Raw genomic sequence first — 19,316 nt, 5'->3', positions numbered from 1 at the left:
CCCCATTCGCGGTTGCCACAGAGCATGAGCGCCAACCGAGGTGTTGACGAAGGGATGCGAGCGAGCCCGGGCGGCCGCCCGCGAGCAGGGCCGGAGCAGGCGGGTGTCGCCATCGGCCTGACGCGAGGTTCAGCCGAGAAATCCAGGAACGCCTCAGAGCCCCCCAGGCCGCCCATCCCGGGTAGGCGCAGCCTCAGGCGCATGAGGCTCCGTCAACAAAGCCACGCAAAAAGAAGCACCGGAACCAGCAGAGAGGTTCTCGGCCGTGATGTGCCCCCCATAGCGCTCCACCAAGCCCTGACTGATCCACAACCCCAGCCCATTCCCATCGTTCTTCGTCGTGAAGAAGGGCCGGAACAGCCGCTCGAGAACCTCCGAAGAAAGACCCGGGCCACTGTCCTGCACCCACAAACGCACACCCCCACGCCCCGCCTCATCCACCCAATCCCGTGTCAAAAGCCGCAACACCCCACCCTGCGGCATCGCCTGAATCGCGTTGATCAACAAATTGATCACCACCTGCTGCAACTCCTGCCGGTTGCACCCCGCGCGCCGCGCCGCCTGCAGATCCCGCTCCACGCGAATGTGCGTCTGCGCCAACAGATGCCCCACCAGCACCAGACAGTCTTCCATCGTCCGGTTGATGTCCAGCGTCTCCACATACCCCGCGTACTCCGTCGGCCGCGCGTACTGCAACAACTGCGTCACGATGATGCGCATGCGCTCCACCTGCTCGTCCAGCAACTTCAGCTCCGACGCCACCGGCCGGCTCGCCGCCCCCAGCGTCTCGCGCATCAGATCCAGATTGCCCTGCATCACCGCGATCGGGTTGTTGATCTCGTGCGCGATGCTCGCCGTCAGCTGACCGATCGCCGCCAGCTTCTCGCTCTTCACCAGCTGCTGCTGCGCCAGCTGCAACGACGCATTGCTCGCCTCCAGCTCCGCCGTGCGCTCCGCCACCTTGTGGTCCAGCTCCTCGCCCCAGCGCTGCAAGGCCGCCGTCTTGTCGTCGATCACGTCCAGCAACTCGTCCAGATGGCCCGCCAGCGCGCCCAGCTCGTCGCGCGCCGAAATCTCGCCCACGCGCGCGCCCGACTGGCCTTCCTCCACCAGCTGCATCGTGCGGTTCATGCGCTGCACCGGCTGGAAAATGCTGCGCGCCCAGCGCAGCGAGAACCAGGCCGAGAGCGCCATCACGCCCAGGAAGATCAGGCCCATCACCCCCAGCATCGCGTAGCGCACCAGCCGGAACGGCGCCTCCAGGTACCCCACGTACAACATGCCGATGCGCTGGTCGTGCGCGTCCAGCAAGGGTTCGTAGGCCGAGACGTACCAGTCGTTCACCACGAAGGCGCGGTCCAGCCAGGTCTGGCCCCGGCCCAGCACCGCGTCGCGCACCGTCTGCGACACGCGTGTGCCGATCGCGCGCTGGTCCTGGAACAGGCGCACGTTGGTGGTGATGCGCACATCGTCCATGAACAGCGTGGCCGTGCCCTGGCTGCCGAACGGCAAGGAGCCTTCGGGGTACACGATGCGGTTGATGTGGTCGATGAAATCCAGGTTCTGGTTCAGCAGCAGGCCGCCCGCGAGCAAGGCGATCGTCTGGCCCGCCGCGTCGCGCACCGGGTGCGTGGCCAGCATCACCATGGCGCGGTGCTCGGCCTCGCGCGTGTCGGGCGCGGCGTTGCGCGTGGCCACCAGCGAAATGCGCAGGCGCGGCGAGAGGTGCGGCGCCAGGGCCTCCAGCTCTTCCGGCTCCAGCACCAGCAGCCGCGCGCGCGCGGCCGAGCGGCCGTTGTCGCTCACCGAACCACCGAGCGCGGGGGGCATGAGCGGGATCGGCGCGCTCGCATCCGCGTTGCTCAGCCCGGTGGGCACCGCGCGCGCCAGCGGCTGGCCTTGCGGCGTGTAGAGCAGCAGGAAGTCCAACCCGAGCCGCTCGCGGGCCAACGCCAGTTGCTCGCTCACGTCGCGCCGGTCCGTGGGTTTCGCGGGCCGCAGCGCGGTGTAGAGCGCCTGTGAGCCGGCCACGCCCTGTGTGCCCGAGCCGACCTCGCTGAGCACCTGCTCGAAGTAACCGTGCGCCACCGCCAGGTCGCTGCGCACCTTGGTGATCAGCAGCCGGTCGTAGGCCACGTTGCCCCACAGGGCCAGCGCCAGCACCAGCATCGGGAACGCCAGCAGCAGCGGCAGCAGCGCCATCGCCAGCAGCTTGTTGCGGACCGAGCCGGCCAGCCAGCGGGGGGCGCGCCAGAGACTCATGTGCGGGCCCAGGGCGGTCTGTCCCAGAGATGCCGCGGAACCGGCTGTGCCGGGCCGCTGGCATCGCCCCCTTGAGGGGGTCGCGCGAAGCGCGGCGGGGGTGTTGTCACGCGCTGCCCCACTCGGCCACACGCCGTTCCAGCGTGCGGCGCGAGACCCCCAGCAATTGGGCCGCGCGCGTCTTGTCGCCCTGCACCGAGTCGAGCACCGAGAGGATGTGCATCTTCTCCAGCGTGTGCAGGTCGGTGGGTGTGGCGCTGCTGGCCTCGGGGCGGCGGGTCTGGCCGGGGTAGAGCGCCGACACGTTGAGGCTGCCCAGGATCAGCGAGCGCTCGATCAGGTTGCGCAGTTCGCGCACGTTGCCCGGCCAGTCGTACTGGCGCAGGAAGTCCATCTCGGGTTCGCTGATGGCCAGGGGTTCCACGCCCAGCGAGGGCGCGAGCTGGGCGATGAAGTGGGCGACCAGTTCGGCGATGTCGTCCTTGTGCTCGCGCAGCGGCGGCAGCGTGAGGTCCACCACCTGCAGTCGGAAGTAGAGGTCCTTGCGGAAGCGGCCGGCCGCCACCTCTTCGCTGAGCTGGCGGTTGGTGGCGGCGACGATGCGCAGGTTCAGCGGCACCAGCTGTTCGCTGCCCACCGGGCGGATGTTGAGGTCTTCGATCGCGCGCAGCAGCGTGGCCTGGATGGACAGCGGCAGCTCGGCGATCTCGTCGAGGAACAGCGTGCCGCCCTGCGCGTAGTGGAACAGGCCGTCGCGCGCGCGCGTGGCGCCGCTGAACGCGCCCTTGGCGTGGCCGAACAGCTCGCTCTCGATCAGCTCGGGCGAGACCGCCGCGCAGTTGACCGGCACGAAGGGGCCGCCCGCGCGGCTGCTGAGCGCGTGCAGCTCGCGCGCCACCAGCTCCTTGCCGGTGCCCGACTCGCCCTGCAGCAGCACGGTGCTGTTGACCGGGGCCACGCGCGCGATCGACTCGCGCAAATGCTGCATGGCCGGCGAGGCACCGACCAGCGCCGCGCGCCCGGGCGCGCTGGTGACGACCGCGCGGCGCAGCACGAAGTTCTCGCGCCGCAGGCGCGAGCGCTCGTAGCAGTGCTTCACCGCGTTGAGGATCTGCGGCACGCGGAACGGCTTGAGGATGAAGTCCGACGCGCCCGCGCGCAGCGCTTCGATGGCGGTGTCCAGGTCGGCGAAGGCGGTGATCAGGATCACCTCGCCGGTGAAGCCCTGTTCGCGCAACTCCTTGAGCCAGACCACGCCGCTCTTGCCGGGCAGCGAGATGTCGAGGATCACCAGGTCCACGTGGTGGCCGCGCAGCCACTGCGCGCCGTCCTCGGCGCTGGAGGCGCTCATCACGAAGTGGCAGCGCGGTGCCAGCGTCTTGACGAGGAAGTTGAGCATGCCCTGTTCGTCGTCGACGATCAGGATCGACCAGTCGGGCCAACCCTCCAGGGTTCTTTCGGGCGAGGGGGGAAGAAAGGGGGTGTCCACCCCGAAGGATTCTACGGAGTAAGCCTACGAAATCACTGGGGTATTGGCGCATTTCCGACCTTGCGCGCGGGAGGGCGGTCGCGACAATTTGTCGCATCGACGATGGACAGTTTGACGGTCCACGCCAGCGCGTAATGGATTCGTTCCATGGGTTATCCCTAGGCGGTGAAGCGCATCGCCCCGCAAGCCCCCGGGGGCCCGTGCGAGGCGCGGTCCACGCCGGCACCATGGCACGGTTCTGGCTATGAATTCGGAAGCGCGGCAGCATGCTGCGCTGCGACATGCGGCGATGAGAACCGCTCGCATTTCACTCGGAGGGCGGCCTTATGGACGGCTTGCATAGGGGGTGGGGGGCGGTTAGATTCGACGTATGCAAAAGGTCCGCATGTTGTGATGCGGGACCGATACCCCACAGGAGACATGCATGAACAAGTCCCCACGATCCACGCCCGAAGAAGGCCGTCCGAACCTGAAGCGCCGCACCTTGTTTGCCGGCGCGTCCACCGTGGGCGCCCTGGCCGCCGCGGCCACCCTGTTGCCCCGCGTGGCGCCCGAAGAGGCGGCCGCCGTCGCCGAGCCCAAGCCGGCGCCGACCAAGGGCGGTGGTTACTCGCTGAGCGATCACGTCAAGCAGTACTACCAGACCACCCGCATCTGAGCGAACAGGAGCGCCTCCCATGTTGCTGACCAAAAAATCCCCGTCGGGTGCGCACGCTTCGCGCGCATCCTCCTCCACGTCCTCGGGCTTCGTGCACCGCCTGCAGCGCGGCCTGTCGACAGCCCTGCCCACCATGGACCGCCGCGCCTTCCTGCGCCGCTCGGGCCTGGGTGTGGGCGTCGGCCTGGCCGCGAGCCAGCTCACGCTGGTGAAGAAGGCCGAGGCCGCTTCGGGCAAGTCGTCCATCGACGGCTCCGGCAAGATCGAGGTCAAGCGCACCGTCTGCACGCACTGCTCGGTGGGCTGCGCGACCGACGCCATCGTGGAGAACGGCGTCTGGGTGCGCCAGGAACCGGTGTTCGACTCCCCCATCAACCTCGGCGCGCACTGCGCCAAGGGCGCGTCGCTGCGCGAGCACGGCCACGGCGAGTACCGCCTGCGTTACCCGATGAAGCTGGTGAACGGCAAGTACCAGCGCATCAGCTGGGACACCGCGCTCAACGAGATCACCGCGAAGATGAAGGAACTGCGCGAGGCCAGCGGCCCCGACTCGGTGTACTTCATCGGCTCCTCCAAGCACAGCAACGAACAGGCGTACCTCATGCGCAAGTTCGTGAGCTTCTGGGGCACCAACAACTGCGACCACCAGGCGCGCATCTGCCACTCCACCACGGTGGCTGGCGTGGCGAATACCTGGGGTTATGGCGCCATGACCAACTCGTACAACGACATGCAGAACAGCAAGTGCGCGTTGTACATCGGCTCCAACGCCGCCGAGGCGCACCCCGTCTCCATGCTGCACATGCTGCACGCCAAGGAAACCGGCTGCAAGATGATCGTGGTGGACCCGCGCTTCACCCGCACCGCGGCCAAGGCCGACGAGTACGTGCGCATCCGCTCCGGCACCGACATCCCCTTCCTCTTCGGCGTGCTGTACCACGTCTTCAAGAACGGCTGGGAAGACAAGCAGTACATCAACGACCGCGTCTACGGCATGGAAGCCGTCAAGGCCGACGTGATGGCGAAGTGGACGCCGGCGGCCGTGGAAGAGGCCTGCGGCGTCAAGGAAGAGCAGATGTTCAAGGTGGCCAAGATGCTGGCCGAAGCCAAGCCGGCCACCATCGTCTGGTGCATGGGCCAGACGCAGCACACCATCGGCAACGCCATGGTGCGCGCCTCGTGCATCCTGCAGCTGGCGCTGGGCAACGTGGGCAAGAGCGGTGGCGGCACCAACATCTTCCGCGGCCACGACAACGTGCAGGGCGCGACCGACGTCGGCCCCAACCCCGACTCGCTGCCCGGCTACTACGGCCTGGCCGCCGGCTCGTGGAAGCACTTCGCCAACACCTGGGGCGTGGACTACGAGTGGATCAAGAAACAGTACGCCGACGGCACGATGGAGAAGCCCGGCATCACGGTCTCGCGCTGGATCGACGGCGTGCTCGAGAACAACGAGCTGATCGACCAGGGCCCGAACCTGCGCGGCGTGTTCTATTGGGGCCATGCGCCCAACTCGCAGACCCGTGGTCTGGAGATGAAGCGCGCGATGGACAAGCTGGACCTGCTGGTGGTGGTGGATCCGTACCCCTCGGCCACCGCGTCGATGGCGGCCATGCCTGGCAAGCCCGAAGACCTCAACCCCAACCGCGCGGTGTATCTGCTGCCGGCGGCCACGCAGTTCGAGACCAGCGGTTCCTGCACCGCGTCCAACCGCTCGCTGCAGTGGCGCGAGAAGGTCATCGACCCGCTGTGGGAGAGCCGCAGCGACCACATGATCATGCACCAGTTCGCTGAAAAACTCGGCTTCGCCACCGAGCTCAGCAAGAACTACAAGATGCAGAAGATCAAGGGCCTGGACGAGCCCATGCCCGAAGACATCCTGCGCGAGATCAACAAGTCGGTCTGGACCATCGGCTACACCGGCCAGAGCCCCGAGCGCCTCAAGGCCCACATGCGCAACATGAACGCCTTCGACGTGAAGACGCTCAAGGCCAAGGGCAAGGTGGTGGACAAGGAAACCGGCTACGACATGACCGGCGACTACTTCGGCCTGCCCTGGCCCTGCTACGGCACGCCGCAGATCAAGCACCCCGGCTCGCCCAACCTGTACGACACCTCCAAGCACGTGATGGACGGCGGCGGCAACTTCCGCGCCAACTTCGGTGTGGAGCGCGAGGGCAAGTCCCTGCTGGCCGAAGACGGTTCCTACTCGGTCGGTTCGGAGATCACCACCGGCTACCCCGAGTTCGACCACGTGCTGCTCAAGAAGCTGGGCTGGTGGGCCGACCTCAGCGAGGCCGAGCAGAAGGCCGCCGAGGGCAAGAACTGGAAGACCGACCCGACCGGCGCCATCATCCGCGTGGCCATGGCCCACGGCTGCCACCCATTCGGCAATGCCAAGGCGCGCGCCGTGGTGTGGAACTTCCCCGACGCCGTGCCGCAGCACCGCGAGCCGATCTATGGCACGCGCCCGGACCTGATCGCCAAGTACCCCAGCCACGACGACCAGAAGACCCGCTGGCGCCTGCCCATCCTCTACAAGTCGCTCCAGCAGAAGAACGTGGACGACAAGATGCACGAGAAATTCCCGCTCATCATGACCTCGGGCCGCCTGGTCGAGTACGAGGGCGGTGGCGAGGAAACGCGGTCCAACCCCTGGCTGGCCGAACTGCAGCAGGAGATGTTCGTCGAGATCAACCCGAAGGCGGCGGCCGAGCGTGGTGTGCGCAACGGCGAGCGCGTGTGGGTCAACACCCCGACCGGCGCGCGCCTGAACGTGCAGGCGCTGGTGACCGAGCGCGTGGGGCCCGACACGGTGTGGCTGCCGTTCCACTTCTCGGGCCGCTGGCAGGGCGTGGACATGAAGCCCTACTACCCCGACGGCGCCTTCCCCGTGGTGCGCGGCGAGGCCGTCAACACCGGCACGACCTACGGTTACGACATCGTCACGATGATGCAGGAAACCAAGACCACGATCTGCAACGTCGAAAAAGCATAAGACCAGGAGCACCACATGGCACGAATGAAATTCATCTGTGACGCCGAACGCTGCATCGAATGCAACGGCTGCGTCACCGCCTGCAAGAACGAGCACGAGGTGCCCTGGGGCGTGAACCGCCGCCGCGTGGTCACGCTCAACGACGGCATTCCGGGCGAGAAGTCGATCTCGGTGGCCTGCATGCACTGCAGCGACGCGCCCTGCATGGCGGTCTGCCCGGTCAACTGCTTCTACCGCACCGACGAGGGCGTGGTGCTGCACGACAAGGACGTCTGCATCGGCTGCGGCTACTGCTCCTACGCCTGCCCGTTCGGCGCACCGCAGTTCCCTTCGCAGGGCACCTTCGGCGTGCGCGGCAAGATGGACAAGTGCACCTTCTGCGCCGGCGGCCCCGAGGCCCACGGCAGCCAGAGCGAGTTCGAGAAGTACGGCCGCAACCGCCTGGCCGAAGGCAAGCTGCCGGCCTGCGCCGAGATGTGCTCGACCAAGGCCTTGCTCGCCGGTGACGGCGACGTGGTGGCCGACATCTTCCGCAACCGTGTGCTGCAGCGGGGCAAGGGCGCCGAAGTCTGGGGCTGGGGCACCGCCTACGGCACCGCACAGGGGACCAAGTCATGATGCGCCGCTTCGCACTCACCACCACCGTGGCCGCCGCCTTGCTCGCGCTCACCGCCTGCGGCGAGAAACCGCAGGAAATGAACGCGGCCGGCGTCAAGCAGGACAGCGCGCCGTACCAAGGCGTGGGCAGCAGCCAGTACGCCAACACCGACTGGAAGGCGGGCGACAAGACCAGCTGGGAACAGCAGCTCAAGACGCGCGCGCAGTACGGCCAGAACGACTACACCCGCATGGGCGGCAACAAACCCTGAGGCCCCCACCATGTACAGCCTCCTGACTCAAGGCCTGCGCCCCCTGGCGTCGCCCAAGGTGTGGTGCATGGCGCTGCTGACGCTGAGCGCGGCCTGGGCCAATGCCCAGACGCTCAAGGTGGAGCCACCGCAGGAAGACCCGGCGCCCGCCGGCGCGGCCGCACCGGCCAGTGGCCAGATGGGTGGCATCAAGGGCGCCAACATCTTCGAGATCGCACCCGACGCGAACAAGGACCCGAAGTACCCGGAGCAGACCAACGCCGAACGCGGCAAGGTGCAGCCCGGCAACAACGCGCCGATGTGGCGCGACGTGGGCAAGGGCGTGACCGGCTATTCCAGCCTGCCGTACCCCGAGGCCGGCAACCTGATCCAGCCGTTCGTGAACTACCCCGGCGCGCGCCTCACCAACGCAGGCGAAGCCTGGCGGCAGGTGCGCAACCAGTGGATCATTCCGTATGGCGGTTCGGTGCTGCTCATCGTCGCGGTGGCCATCGCGCTGTTCTATTTCGCCAAGGGCGCGATTCCCGTGCACGGCCAGCCCACCGGCCGCGTGATCGAGCGCTTCACCTACTTCGAGCGCGCGGCGCACTGGGTCAACGCCATCGCCTTCGTGGCGCTGGCGGTCTCCGGCATCATCATGGCCTTCGGCAAGTTCTTCCTGCTGCCCATCCTCGGCAGCACGCTGTTCGGCTGGCTGACCTACGCGCTCAAGAACCTGCACAACTTCGCCGGGCCGCTGTTTGCGGTGTCGCTGGTGGTGGTGATCCTCACCTTCATCAAGGACAACCTGCCGGCCAAGGAAGACATCACCTGGCTGCTCAAGGGCGGTGGCCTGTTCAGCGGCCAGGAAGTGCCTTCGCACCGCTTCAACGCGGGCGAAAAAGTGGTGTTCTGGGCCGGTGTGTTCTTCTTCGGCCTGATCGTGGTCGGCTCGGGCCTGTTCCTGGACAAGCTGCTGCCTTCGGTGGACTACACGCGCGGCAACATGCAGATCGCGCACATGATCCACGCCAGCGCCGCGGTGCTGATGATGGCGCTGTTCATGGGCCACATCTACCTCGGCACGATCGGCATGAAGGGCGCCTACAAGGCCATGAAGACCGGCTACGTGGACGAGACCTGGGCCAGGGAACACCACGAGCTCTGGTACGACGACGTCAAGGCCGGCAAGATCCCCGCGCAGCGCACGGCGGGCCCGGTGGACGCGGCCAGCGCGGCCGAGGCCTCGCGCGCCGTCAAGGCTTGAACACAACAAGACAACGAGGACATTCCCATGAAACGCAGCCTCCTGTGCCTGACCCTGCTGCTGGCCGCCACGGCCCACGCCAAGCTGCCGGCGCCCCCGCCACCGACGGAAGAAGCCAAGGCCAAGGCCGCCGAAGCGGCGGCCAAGACGGCCTGGGCCGCCAAGGTCGACGGCTACAAGCTGTGTGCCTCCATGGACAAGGCCGCCGCCAACTACTTCAAGACCGCGGCGGCCACCGGCAAGAGCGTGCCCCCGGCGACGGCCAACGCCCCGGCCTGCACCGACCCGGGCCCCTTCGCCTATGTGGCGCCGAAACCGGTCGAGGCCGCCGGAGCCCACTCGCCACCGGAAACCGCCAAGTCGCCACCCAGCACGAACACCCCGGCTGCGGTGACCACGCCCGCCAAGAAATAAGCCTCCCTGCTGCCTTGCCATGGGCCGCACCTCCGGGTGGCGGCCCTTTTCATGCGGTAGTCTTCGCCCATGTCCCTGTTGCCCCAACTGACCCAGGCGCGCGCGCCGCTCACCCGTGACGTCGAGGTCATGAACGAGCAGGGTGTGCGAGAAACCATCGCCATCCCCGCCGAGCGCGATCTCACCGTCTATGTGGACAAGCGCGAGCTGGTCACGCTCATGACGCTGGGCGCGCAGCCCGAATGGCTGGTGCTGGGCTACCTGCTCAACCAGCGGCTCATCGCCTCGGTGGACGAGATCGAGTCCATCACCGTCGACTGGGACGTGAACGCCGCCTCGGTGAAGACGCGGCACGGCATCGACCGCATCGAGGAGCGCACGTCCAAGCGCGTGGTGACCACGGGTTGCGGCCAGGGCAGCGTGTTCGGCAACCTGATGGACGAGATCGACAACATCCGCCTGCCCGATGAGGCCGGGCTCACGCAGTCGCAGCTCTACGCCATCGTCAACGCGATCCGGCTCAAGGAGAGCACCTACAAGTCGGCCGGCTCGGTGCACGCCTGCGCCCTGTTTTACGGGCAGGACCTGCAGCTGTTCGTGGAAGACGTGGGTCGCCACAACGCGGTGGACACGATCGCCGGCTGGATGGCACTTCAATCCCATGCCCCCACCGGTGAAAAGATCTTCTACACCACCGGCCGCCTCACCAGCGAGATGGTGATCAAGTCGGCCCAGATGGGCGTGGCGGTGGTGGTCTCGCGCAGCGGCATCACGCAGATGGGGCTGGACGTGGCCTTGCGCGTGGGCCTGTGTGCCATCGGCCGCGCGACGAACCAGCGCTTCCTGTGCTACGCCAACCCCCAGCGGCTGGTGCTGGATGCGGTGCCGCCGGCCGCGCCCGTGGCCCGCGAGCGCATCGCCCCTGCCTCCTGAAGCGGCAGCGCCCGCGTGTTCAGGCATAAACTCGGATCACCCCCTCCGAGAGACCCCCCATGAGCCGAGACGTCCACGTCATTGACCACCCCCTGGTGCAGCACAAGCTCACCCTCATGCGCCGCAAGGACACCAGCACCAAGAGCTTTCGCGAGCTGGTGCACGAGCTGAGCGCCTTGCTGGCCTACGAGATCACGCGCGACATGCCGATGCAGGAGATCGAGATCGAGACCCCGCTGGAGAAGATGACCTCGCGCGTCATCGACGGCAAGAAGGTGGTGCTGGCCTCCATCCTGCGCGCCGGCAACGGCTTCCTCGACGGCATGCTGCAGGTGATCCCGGGCGCGCGCGTCGGCCACATCGGCCTGTACCGCGACCCCGCCACGCTCAAGGCGGTGGAGTACTACTTCAAGATGCCGCACGACATGCACGAGCGCGACGTGATCGTGCTCGACCCCATGCTCGCCACCGGCAACTCCGCCGTGAGCGCGGTGGACCGGCTCAAGAAGACGAAGCCGCGCTCGATCCGCTTCGTCTGCCTGGTGACCTGCCCCGAGGGCCTCAAGACCTTCCACGACGCCCACCCCGATGTGCCGGTCTACACCCCGGCGGTGGACCGGGGCCTGAACGAACACGGCTACATCGTGCCGGGCCTGGGCGACGCGGGCGACCGAATCTTTGGGACGAAGTGAACCAGTCGGGCCGCGCGCGCTCGAACCCCGCACCATGACACCGCCCACCCCCTCCTTGCCCATCCGCTTCTGGACCCTGGGCTGGTCCTCCCTGGTCCGCGACTGGCGCGCTGGCGAGCTGCGCCTGCTGATGCTCGCCGTCACCCTCGCGGTGGCCGCGCTCACGGCGGTGGGTTTCTTCGCCGACCGCTTGCAGGGCGGCCTCACGCGCGACGCCAGCGCGCTGCTCGGCGGCGACGCGGTGATCAGCAGCGACCACGTGCCGCCGCCCTCGTTCGAGGCCCGCGCGCGCGAACTGGGCCTGACCACCACGCAGACGCTGGGCTTTCCCACCATGGGCCGCGCGCGAGAGGAAGAAGGCGGCGCCGCGCGCCTGGTGGCGCTCAAGGCCGTGGGTGAGGGCTACCCGCTGCGCGGCAGCCTGCGCGTGGCCGACGCCCAGGGCGGGCCCGACAGCGCCACCCGCGAGATCCCTGCGCCTGGCACCGTGTGGGTCGACGAAGCCCTGCTGGCGGCGCTCGACCTGAAGATGGGCCAGGCGCTGCTGCTGGGCGACTCCACGTTCACCATCGCGCGCCTCATCGTGGTCGAACCCGACCGGGGTGGCGGCTTCATGAGCTTCGCGCCGCGCGTCATGCTCAACGCGGCCGACCTGCCCGCCACCGGCCTGGTGCAGCCCGCCAGCCGCCTGACCTACCGCCTGGCCGTGATCGGCAACGAGGCCCGCGTGGCCGATTTCAGCCAATGGGCCACGAAGGCGATGGAGCAGCCCGACGTGCGCGGCATGCGGCTGGAGTCGCTCGAAGGCGGCCGGCCCGAGATGCAGCAGACGCTGGGGCGCGCCGAAAAATTCCTCAACCTCGTGGCCCTGCTGGCCGCGCTGCTGTGCGCCGTGGCCGTGGCGATCGCCGCGCGCGGCTTCGCCCAGCGCCACCTGGACGACTGCGCCATGTTGCGCGTGCTCGGCCTCTCGCAAGGCACCATGGCGCGCGCCTACACGCTCGAATTCGCGCTCATCGGCCTGTTCGCCAGCGCCCTGGGCGTGGCCATCGGCTACGCGGTGCACCACGCCTTCGTGCTGCTGCTGGCCGGGCTGGTCGAAGCCAGCCTGCCCGCGCCCAGCATCGCGCCGGTGCTGCTCGGCCTGGGCATGGGCCTCACGCTCATGATGGCCTTTGGCCTGCCGCCGGTGCTGCAGCTGGCCCAGGTGCCGCCGCTGCGCGTGATCCGCCGCGACGTGGGCCAGCTCAAGCCCGCCACCCTGGCCGTCCTGGGCCTGGGCGTGGCCGGTTTTGCCGCGCTGCTGCTCGCGGCCAGCCGCGACCTGCTGCTCGGCGCCATCGCCGTGGGCGGCTTCGCGGGCGCGGTGCTGCTGTTCGCCGCCGCCAGCTATGCAGCGGTGCGAGTGCTGCGCGCCAGCGTGAACGAAGCCACCGCGCCGCGTGCGCTCGTCATGGCCACGCGCCAGCTCTCGGCGCGCCCGGCCTATGCCGTGGTGCAGATCAGTGCGCTCGCCGTCGGCCTGCTGGCCCTGGTGCTGCTGGTGCTGCTGCGCACCGACCTCATCTCCAGCTGGCGCAACGCCACGCCGCCCGACGCGCCCAACCGCTTCGTCATCAACGTGCAGCCCGACCAGGGCGAGGCGTTCCAGCAGGCGCTGCGGCAGGCCGGGGTGCAGCGCTACGACTGGTACCCCATGATCCGGGGCCGGCTGGTCACCATCAACGGCAAGGCCGTGGTGCCCGAAGACTTCACCGAAGACCGCGCGCAGCGCCTGGTGGACCGCGAGTTCAACCTCTCCAACTCCGCCACCGTGCCCGAGCACAACCCCGTGATCGCCGGCCGCTGGACCGACAACGAGCCCGATGCGCTGAGCGTGGAAGAAGGCCTGGCCGAAGAACTCGGCCTCAAGCTCGGCGACCGCCTGGGCTTCGACATCGCGGGCCAGGTGACCGAAGGCCGCATCACCAGCCTGCGCAAGGTGGACTGGGGCTCGATGCGGGTGAACTTCTTCGTGGTGTTCCCGGTGGCCCAGGTGCCCGACGTGCCGCTGAGCTACATCAGCGCGTTCCGCGCGCCCGAGCCCACGAACGGTTTCGACAACGGGCTGGTGCGCCAGTTTCCCAACATCACCAACGTCGACATGAGCCAGACCATCGCGCAGGTGCAGCGCGTGTTGGGCCAGGTCATCAGCGCGGTGGAATTCCTGTTCGCCTTCACGCTCGCGGCCGGTCTGGTGGTGCTGCTCTCGGCCGTCACGGCCACGCGCGGCGAGCGCGAGCGCGAGTTCGCCATCCTGCGCGCCGTGGGCGCGGGCTCGAAGCTGCTGCGCCAGGTGCAGCGCATCGAGCTGCTCGGCGTGGGCCTGCTGGCGGGCTTCCTGGCCTCGGCCGTGGCGGTCGCGGTGGGCTGGGCGCTGGCGCGCTTCGTGTTCCAGTTCTCGTGGACGGCTTCGCCCTGGGTGCCGCTGGGCGGCGCCGTCGCGGGCGCCTTGCTGGCACTGCTGGCGGGCTGGTGGGGGCTGCGCAGCGTGCTGCGCACGCCGGTGGTGGAAACCTTGCGCAAGGCAGCAGTCTGAACAACGGCATGAGCGATCTCATTCAACCCCAGGAACCCATGCAGCACGCCACGCCCTTCGACTGGATCGGTGGCGAGGGCCAGGTGCGCGCACTCGTCGACCGCTTCTACGACCTCATGGACATCGAGCCGCGTTACCGCGAACTGCGCGCCGCGCACGGCAACTCGCTGGACAGCGCGCGCCAGAAACTGTTCTGGTTCCTCTGCGGCTGGCTCGGCGGCCCGCAGCACTACACCGAGCAGTTCGGCCACCCGCGGCTGCGCATGCGGCACATGCCGTTCGCCATCGGCATCATCGAGCGCGACCAGTGGCTGGCCTGCATGGACCAAGCCATGGGCGAGACCGGCGTGGACGCGCCGCTGCGCGAGCGGCTCAAGACCAGCTTCTTCCAGACCGCGGACTGGATGCGCAACTCGCCGGGCTAGCGCCTCAACCCGCAGCGGCGGCCAGCTGCGGGATGTCCTCGTGCAGGCACAGGTAGTTGCCTTCGGTGTCCTTGAACCACGCGGCCTTCTCGGCGCCGAGCACGCACACGTGGTCCACGGTCTTGAAGTCCGGGAAGTCGTAGTCCTCGAACACCACGCCGGCCTGCTTCAGCTTCGCGATGGTGGCCGCGATGTCCGCCACCTGGAAGCTGATCGCAGTGTGCTCGGCCTTGGTGCCTTCGGGCTTGGGGAACAGCGCCAGGGTGCTGCCGCCCACCCGGTACACGAATTTGCCATCCGGTCGGGAGCCGCCGGGCACCAGCCCGAGCCCTCCTTCGTAGAACTTGCGGGCCCGCGCCATGTCGACGACGGGGAGCATGGTGGTCACTGCAGCGTTGGCCAGCATATGCGGTCCTTTCCAACAGCGGGCATGCAGTATGGACCTGCGTCAGCCCGAGCGCAACAGCACCACCAGCGCGCCGGCCCCGCCCTCGGCCGGGCGCGCCTGCACGAAGGCGATCACCTCCTTCTTCTGCACCAGCCAGCGCAGCACGCGGTTCTTCAGCACCGGGGTGCGCCCGGGTGAGCCCAGGCCCTTGCCGTGCACCACGCGCACGCAGCGAAGGCCGGCCAGGTGGGCCTCGCGGATGAAGCGGCCCAGGGCCTCGCGGGCTTCGTCGGTGCGCAGGCCGTGCAGGTCGATCTGGCGCTGGATGCTCCAGCGGCCCTCGCGCAGCTTGCGCACGATCTCCGGCCCCAGGCCCGGGCGGCGGTAGCTCAGGAGCTCGTCGGTGTGCAGCAGGGTCTCGACGTCGAACTCGTCCGACAGCGCCTCGCGCATCACCGAGGCTTCGTCGCGCTGGCGCTGCAGGGGCACCGGGTCCACCGGCACCGGGCGCGGCTCGATGCGGCCCCGATGGGGCATGCGTTGCACCGGGCCCACCGCGAGTTCGAACAGCCGGTGTTCGCGCTCGTGGCGCAGCGCGGCGAGCCGCTCGGCCTCGCGCCGCTGGGCCTCGGCCGCCGCGCGTTCGGCCATGGCCCGCTTGAACGCCTTCAACTCGGCCAGCGTGTGGACTTTCATGGCCGGAATTGTCGCCCGGCCAGACCGCCGCTGCCCGGCGCGGGGTTTACATCAGGCCCTCCTGGGCCATGGAAACGGCGTGCTCCCGCGTGACCACGAAATGGTCCAGCACGCGCACATCCACGAGGGCCAGGGCGGTGAGCACGGTGCGGGTCAGTTCGATGTCGGCCAGCGAGGGCTCGGCGTTGCCGCTGGGGTGGTTGTGCGCCAGCACCACGGCCGAGGCGTGGTGGTGCAGGGCGCGCACCACGATCTCGCGCGGGTAGACGGTCGCCTGGGAGAGCGTGCCCCGGAACATGTCTTCCATCGCGATCAGGCGGTTCTGGCTGTCCAGGAACATCACGGCGAACACTTCATGGGGCCGTGCGCCCAGCTGCAGCTGAAGGTATTCCCGCGCGGCTTTGGGGCTCTCGAAGACGGGTCGTTTCTCCAGCTTCTCGGTCAGCGCGCGGCGCGCGATCTCCAGCACCGCGACCACTTCCGCGCGTTTGGCGGGCCCCAGCCCCTTGATCTGCTTGAGGGAGTCGGCGCCGGCGTCCAGCAGGCCTCTGATGCCGCCAAAACGGCTCAGCAGTTCATGGGCCAGCTGCAGCACGTCCTTGCCGGTGATGCCGGTGCGCAGCAGCAGGGCGAGCAACTCGACATCGCTCAGCGCGGTGGGGCCTCGGGCGAGCAGTTTTTCGCGGGGGCGTGATTCGCGCGGCCAGTGCTTGACGCCATTGATTGACAGGCCATTCATGGGCGGTCCTTCCTGATTGGGTGGGGTTTTTACAATAGGGGCTGTGTCGGCCCCCAGCCGCCTTTTTCGCATACTTTTTACTGACATACTCCCCCACCTATGCCCCAAGTCCAAGAAGGTTCCTTCCTGACCCTGCACTACCGCATGTCCGGGCCGCAGGGACAGGTGATCATTGACACCTTCGAAGGCAAGCCCGCCACGCTCAGCCTGGGCGCGGGCGAACTCTCGCCCGCGATCGAGCAGCGCCTGATCGGGCTGGAGGAGGGCACGCGCACGGTGATCGAACTCGCGGCGGGCGAGGCTTTCGGCGATCGCCAGGCGGACATGGTGCAGTGGGTGGCGCGCAAGCTGCTCAACGAGCTGGGCGACCCGCACGAGCAGTACGCCGCGGGCGACGTGGTGCAGTTCCCCACGCCCGACGGCCTGGGCAGCTACGCCGGCGCGGCCGTCCAGGTGCGCGAGGACGGCGCGGTGCTGTTCGACTTCAACCACCCGCTGGCGGGCCAGCCGGTGCGCTTCGAAGTGCAACTGATCGGGGTGCTGTGATGGGCGATTCACCCGAAATCATCATGGCCGAGCCGCGCGGCTTCTGCGCCGGGGTGGACCGCGCGATCGAGATCGTCGAGCGCGCGCTGGCCAAGTTCGGTCGGCCGATCTACGTGCGCCACGAGATCGTGCACAACACCTATGTGGTCAACGACCTTAAGTCCAAGGGCGCGATCTTCATCGAGGAACTCTCCGACGTGCCGCCCGGTGCCACGCTGGTGTTCTCGGCGCACGGCGTGAGCAAGGCGATCCAGGAGGAAGCCCGGCAGCGCGGCTTCCAGATCTTCGACGCCACCTGCCCCCTGGTGACCAAGGTGCACGTGGAGGTGGCCAAGCTGCACCGCGAGGGCTACGAGTTCATCATGATCGGCCACAAGGGCCACCCCGAGGTGGAAGGCACCATGGGCCAGCTCGACAGCGGCATCCACCTCGTGGAAGACGTGGCCGACGTGGCCCGCGCCGCGCCCGCGCAGACCGAGAAGCTCGCCGTGGTCACGCAGACCACGCTGTCGGTGGACGATGCGGCGGAGATCCTCGACGCCGTGAAGGCGCGCTTTCCGAGCGTGCGCGAACCCAAGCAGCAGGACATCTGCTACGCCACGCAGAACCGGCAGGACGCGGTCAAGCTGCTGAGCCCGCAGGTGGACATCGTGATCGTGGTGGGCAGCCCCACCAGCTCCAACAGCAACCGCCTGCGCGAGCTGGCGGTGAAGCTGGGCACGCCCAGCCACATGGTGGACAGCGCCGACGAGATCCAGGCCGAGTGGTTCGAAGGCAAAAGCCGCGTGGGCCTGACGGCGGGGGCCTCGGCGCCCGAGATCCTGGTGCGCCAGGTGATCGAGCGCATCAAGGCGCTGGGCGCGATCTCGGTGCGCACGATGGACGGCCTGACCGAGACCATCAAGTTCCCGCTGCCCAAGGGCCTGAAGATCGACGGCGAAGACACCAAGCCGCTGGAACACCTGCGCTGAGGCGCGCCCGCCGCGCCCGGCCGGGGCGCAAAACTACAATCGCCGCATGCTAGACATCGTTCAACTGAGAAAAGACCTCGACGGGGTCGTGGCGCGCCTGCAGACCCGCAAGCAGCCGCAGCCCTACCTGGATGTGCCCGCCTACCAGGCGCTGGAGTCCGAGCGCAAGGCGCTGCAGACGCGCACCGAGGACTTGCAGAGCCAGCGCAACACGCTGTCCAAGCAGATCGGCATGCTCAAGGGCAAGGGCCAGCACGCCGAGGCCGACGCGGCCATGGCCCAGGTGGCGGCGTTCAAGGCCGAGCTGGAAGCCTCGGCCGCGCGGCTGGAGGTGATCCAGGCCGAGCTGCAGGACCTGCTGCTGGCCGTGCCCAACCTGCCGCACGAGAGCGTGCCGGTGGGCGAGGACGAAAACGGCAACGTGGAGCTGCGCCGCTGGGGCACGCCGCGCGCGTTCGACTTCGAGCTGCGCGACCACGTCGACATTGGCGAAAAACTCGGGCTGGACTTCGAGACCGGCACCAAGCTCGCGGGCTCGCGCTTCACCTTCATGCGCGGCCCGATCGCCCGCCTGCACCGCGCGCTCGCGCAGTTCATGCTGGACGTGCAGACGCAGGAGCACGGCTACACCGAGTGCTACACGCCCTACATCGTCAACGCCGAGACGCTGCTCGGCACCGGGCAGCTGCCCAAGTTCGAGGGCGACATGTTCGCCGTGAAGAAGGGTGGCCAGGAAGGCGAGGAAGTGCCGGACACGCAGGCGCTCTACCTCATCTCCACCAGTGAAATCACGCTGACCAACACCGTGCGCGACACGGTGCTGGCCGAAGCCGAGCTGCCGATCCGCCTGACCGCGCACACGCCGTGCTTCCGCTCCGAGGCGGGCAGCGCCGGGCGCGACACGCGCGGCATGATCCGCCAGCACCAGTTCGACAAGGTCGAGATGGTGCAGATCGTGCACCCCGAGAAGAGCTACGAGGCGCTGGACGCGATGACCGGCCACGCCGAGGCCGTGCTGCAGAAGCTGGGCCTGCCCTACCGCGTGATCGTGCTGTGCACCGGCGACATGGGCTTCGGCTCGACCCGCACGCACGACCTGGAGGTGTGGGTGCCCGCGCAGGGCACCTACCGCGAGATCAGCTCGGTCTCCAACTGCGAGGCCTTCCAGGCGCGGCGCCTGCAGGCGCGCTTCAAGAACGCGCAGGGCAAGAACGAACTCGTGCACACGCTCAACGGCTCGGGCCTGGCGGTGGGCCGCACGCTGGTGGCGGTGCTGGAGAACTTCCAGAACGCCGACGGCAGCGTGACCGTGCCCGAGGCGCTGCGGCCTTACCTGGGCGGTCTGGAGCGGCTCACGCCCCGGTGACCGGACACCCGGTGGGCGCTGGCCGCTCCCCGGATGTCGAAAGCGC

Annotated in this window: 18 protein-coding genes; 13 read left to right on the top strand and 5 right to left on the bottom strand. The window is 68.4% G+C overall.

From position 1 onward, the window contains the following. Positions 1–153: 153 nt before the first annotated feature. The gene (locus tag ABSY19_RS08090; protein ID WP_382161131.1) at positions 154–2,262 is read right to left on the bottom strand and encodes a cache domain-containing protein; all 2,109 of its coding nucleotides are present in this window, start codon (positions 2,260–2,262) and stop codon (positions 154–156) included. A 106-nt stretch (positions 2,263–2,368) separates the two neighbouring features. Next, a complete protein-coding gene (locus tag ABSY19_RS08085) occupies positions 2,369–3,751 on the bottom strand; it encodes a sigma-54-dependent transcriptional regulator (protein WP_382161128.1) in 1,383 nt (460 codons plus the stop codon). Between the two features lie 424 nt (positions 3,752–4,175). Here ABSY19_RS08085 and ABSY19_RS08080 point away from each other — a divergent pair, with 424 nt between their 5' ends. The 10 genes from ABSY19_RS08080 to ABSY19_RS08035 all read left to right on the top strand — a co-directional run bounded on the left by ABSY19_RS08080 (position 4,176) and on the right by ABSY19_RS08035 (position 14,564). Further along, positions 4,176–4,409, top strand: coding sequence for a formate dehydrogenase (locus ABSY19_RS08080; protein ID WP_382161125.1), 234 nt, complete (start codon positions 4,176–4,178; stop codon positions 4,407–4,409). Positions 4,410–4,428: 19 nt separating this feature from the next. Next, positions 4,429–7,407, top strand: a complete 2,979-nt coding sequence (locus tag ABSY19_RS08075; protein WP_382161122.1) for a formate dehydrogenase subunit alpha — start codon at positions 4,429–4,431, stop codon at positions 7,405–7,407. A gap of 15 nt (positions 7,408–7,422) precedes the next feature. Then, entirely contained in the window at positions 7,423–8,025 is a 603-nt protein-coding gene (gene fdh3B, locus ABSY19_RS08070; protein WP_291115509.1) for a formate dehydrogenase FDH3 subunit beta, read from the top strand. Beyond that, entirely contained in the window at positions 8,022–8,276 is a 255-nt protein-coding gene (locus ABSY19_RS08065; RefSeq protein WP_382161119.1) for a hypothetical protein, read from the top strand. The genes fdh3B and ABSY19_RS08065 overlap by 4 nt, the downstream gene beginning before the upstream one ends. Positions 8,277–8,286: 10 nt before the next feature. Continuing rightward, positions 8,287–9,522, top strand: a complete 1,236-nt coding sequence (locus ABSY19_RS08060; RefSeq protein ID WP_382161116.1) for a formate dehydrogenase subunit gamma — start codon at positions 8,287–8,289, stop codon at positions 9,520–9,522. Between the two features lie 27 nt (positions 9,523–9,549). Next, a complete protein-coding gene (locus ABSY19_RS08055; protein ID WP_382161113.1) occupies positions 9,550–9,936 on the top strand; it encodes a hypothetical protein in 387 nt (128 codons plus the stop codon). A gap of 69 nt (positions 9,937–10,005) precedes the next feature. Beyond that, on the top strand, positions 10,006–10,869 hold the full coding sequence (locus tag ABSY19_RS08050) for a formate dehydrogenase accessory sulfurtransferase FdhD (RefSeq protein WP_382161110.1): 864 nt from the start codon (positions 10,006–10,008) through the stop codon (positions 10,867–10,869). 59 nt (positions 10,870–10,928) lie between these two features. Continuing rightward, the gene (upp, locus tag ABSY19_RS08045) at positions 10,929–11,561 is read left to right on the top strand and encodes a uracil phosphoribosyltransferase (protein WP_382161107.1); all 633 of its coding nucleotides are present in this window, start codon (positions 10,929–10,931) and stop codon (positions 11,559–11,561) included. A 34-nt stretch (positions 11,562–11,595) separates the two neighbouring features. Beyond that, the gene (locus tag ABSY19_RS08040) at positions 11,596–14,139 is read left to right on the top strand and encodes an ABC transporter permease (protein WP_382161104.1); all 2,544 of its coding nucleotides are present in this window, start codon (positions 11,596–11,598) and stop codon (positions 14,137–14,139) included. A gap of 8 nt (positions 14,140–14,147) precedes the next feature. Next, positions 14,148–14,564 (top strand): group II truncated hemoglobin, encoded by a 417-nt coding sequence (locus ABSY19_RS08035; RefSeq protein WP_382161101.1) that lies wholly within the window; start codon positions 14,148–14,150, stop codon positions 14,562–14,564. Between the two features lie 4 nt (positions 14,565–14,568). Here the strand turns inward: ABSY19_RS08035 and ABSY19_RS08030 are convergent, their stop codons facing one another. From ABSY19_RS08030 to radC, 3 genes are read right to left on the bottom strand one after another with little or no spacing between them, the layout of a single operon-like run. Beyond that, positions 14,569–14,970 carry a VOC family protein gene (locus tag ABSY19_RS08030; RefSeq protein ID WP_382161098.1) on the bottom strand — a complete coding sequence of 134 codons (402 nt, stop codon included), beginning with the start codon at positions 14,968–14,970 and terminating at the stop codon, positions 14,569–14,571. Positions 14,971–15,012: 42 nt separating this feature from the next. After that, the gene (locus tag ABSY19_RS08025) at positions 15,013–15,648 is read right to left on the bottom strand and encodes a Smr/MutS family protein (RefSeq protein WP_382161095.1); all 636 of its coding nucleotides are present in this window, start codon (positions 15,646–15,648) and stop codon (positions 15,013–15,015) included. 46 nt (positions 15,649–15,694) lie between these two features. Next, the gene (gene radC / locus ABSY19_RS08020) at positions 15,695–16,387 is read right to left on the bottom strand and encodes a DNA repair protein RadC (RefSeq protein WP_382161092.1); all 693 of its coding nucleotides are present in this window, start codon (positions 16,385–16,387) and stop codon (positions 15,695–15,697) included. A gap of 99 nt (positions 16,388–16,486) precedes the next feature. Here radC and ABSY19_RS08015 point away from each other — a divergent pair, with 99 nt between their 5' ends. The 3 genes from ABSY19_RS08015 to serS are packed head-to-tail and all read left to right on the top strand — an operon-like array spanning position 16,487 to position 19,270. Further along, a complete protein-coding gene (locus ABSY19_RS08015) occupies positions 16,487–16,933 on the top strand; it encodes a peptidylprolyl isomerase (protein ID WP_382161089.1) in 447 nt (148 codons plus the stop codon). After that, positions 16,933–17,904 carry a 4-hydroxy-3-methylbut-2-enyl diphosphate reductase gene (ispH, locus tag ABSY19_RS08010; protein ID WP_382161085.1) on the top strand — a complete coding sequence of 324 codons (972 nt, stop codon included), beginning with the start codon at positions 16,933–16,935 and terminating at the stop codon, positions 17,902–17,904. Before ABSY19_RS08015 ends, ispH begins: the two co-directional genes overlap by 1 nt. Positions 17,905–17,950: 46 nt before the next feature. Then, complete coding sequence (gene serS, locus ABSY19_RS08005) at positions 17,951–19,270, top strand: serine--tRNA ligase (RefSeq protein ID WP_382161082.1); 1,320 nt, start codon at positions 17,951–17,953, stop codon at positions 19,268–19,270. Positions 19,271–19,316 lie beyond the last annotated feature (46 nt).

The organism is Hydrogenophaga sp. ANAO-22 (assembly GCF_042466645.1).
GTDB lineage: Bacteria > Pseudomonadota > Gammaproteobacteria > Burkholderiales > Burkholderiaceae_C > Hydrogenophaga.
Note: the sequence above shows the minus strand (reverse complement) of the source record. Positions and strands in the feature narration are given on the sequence as shown.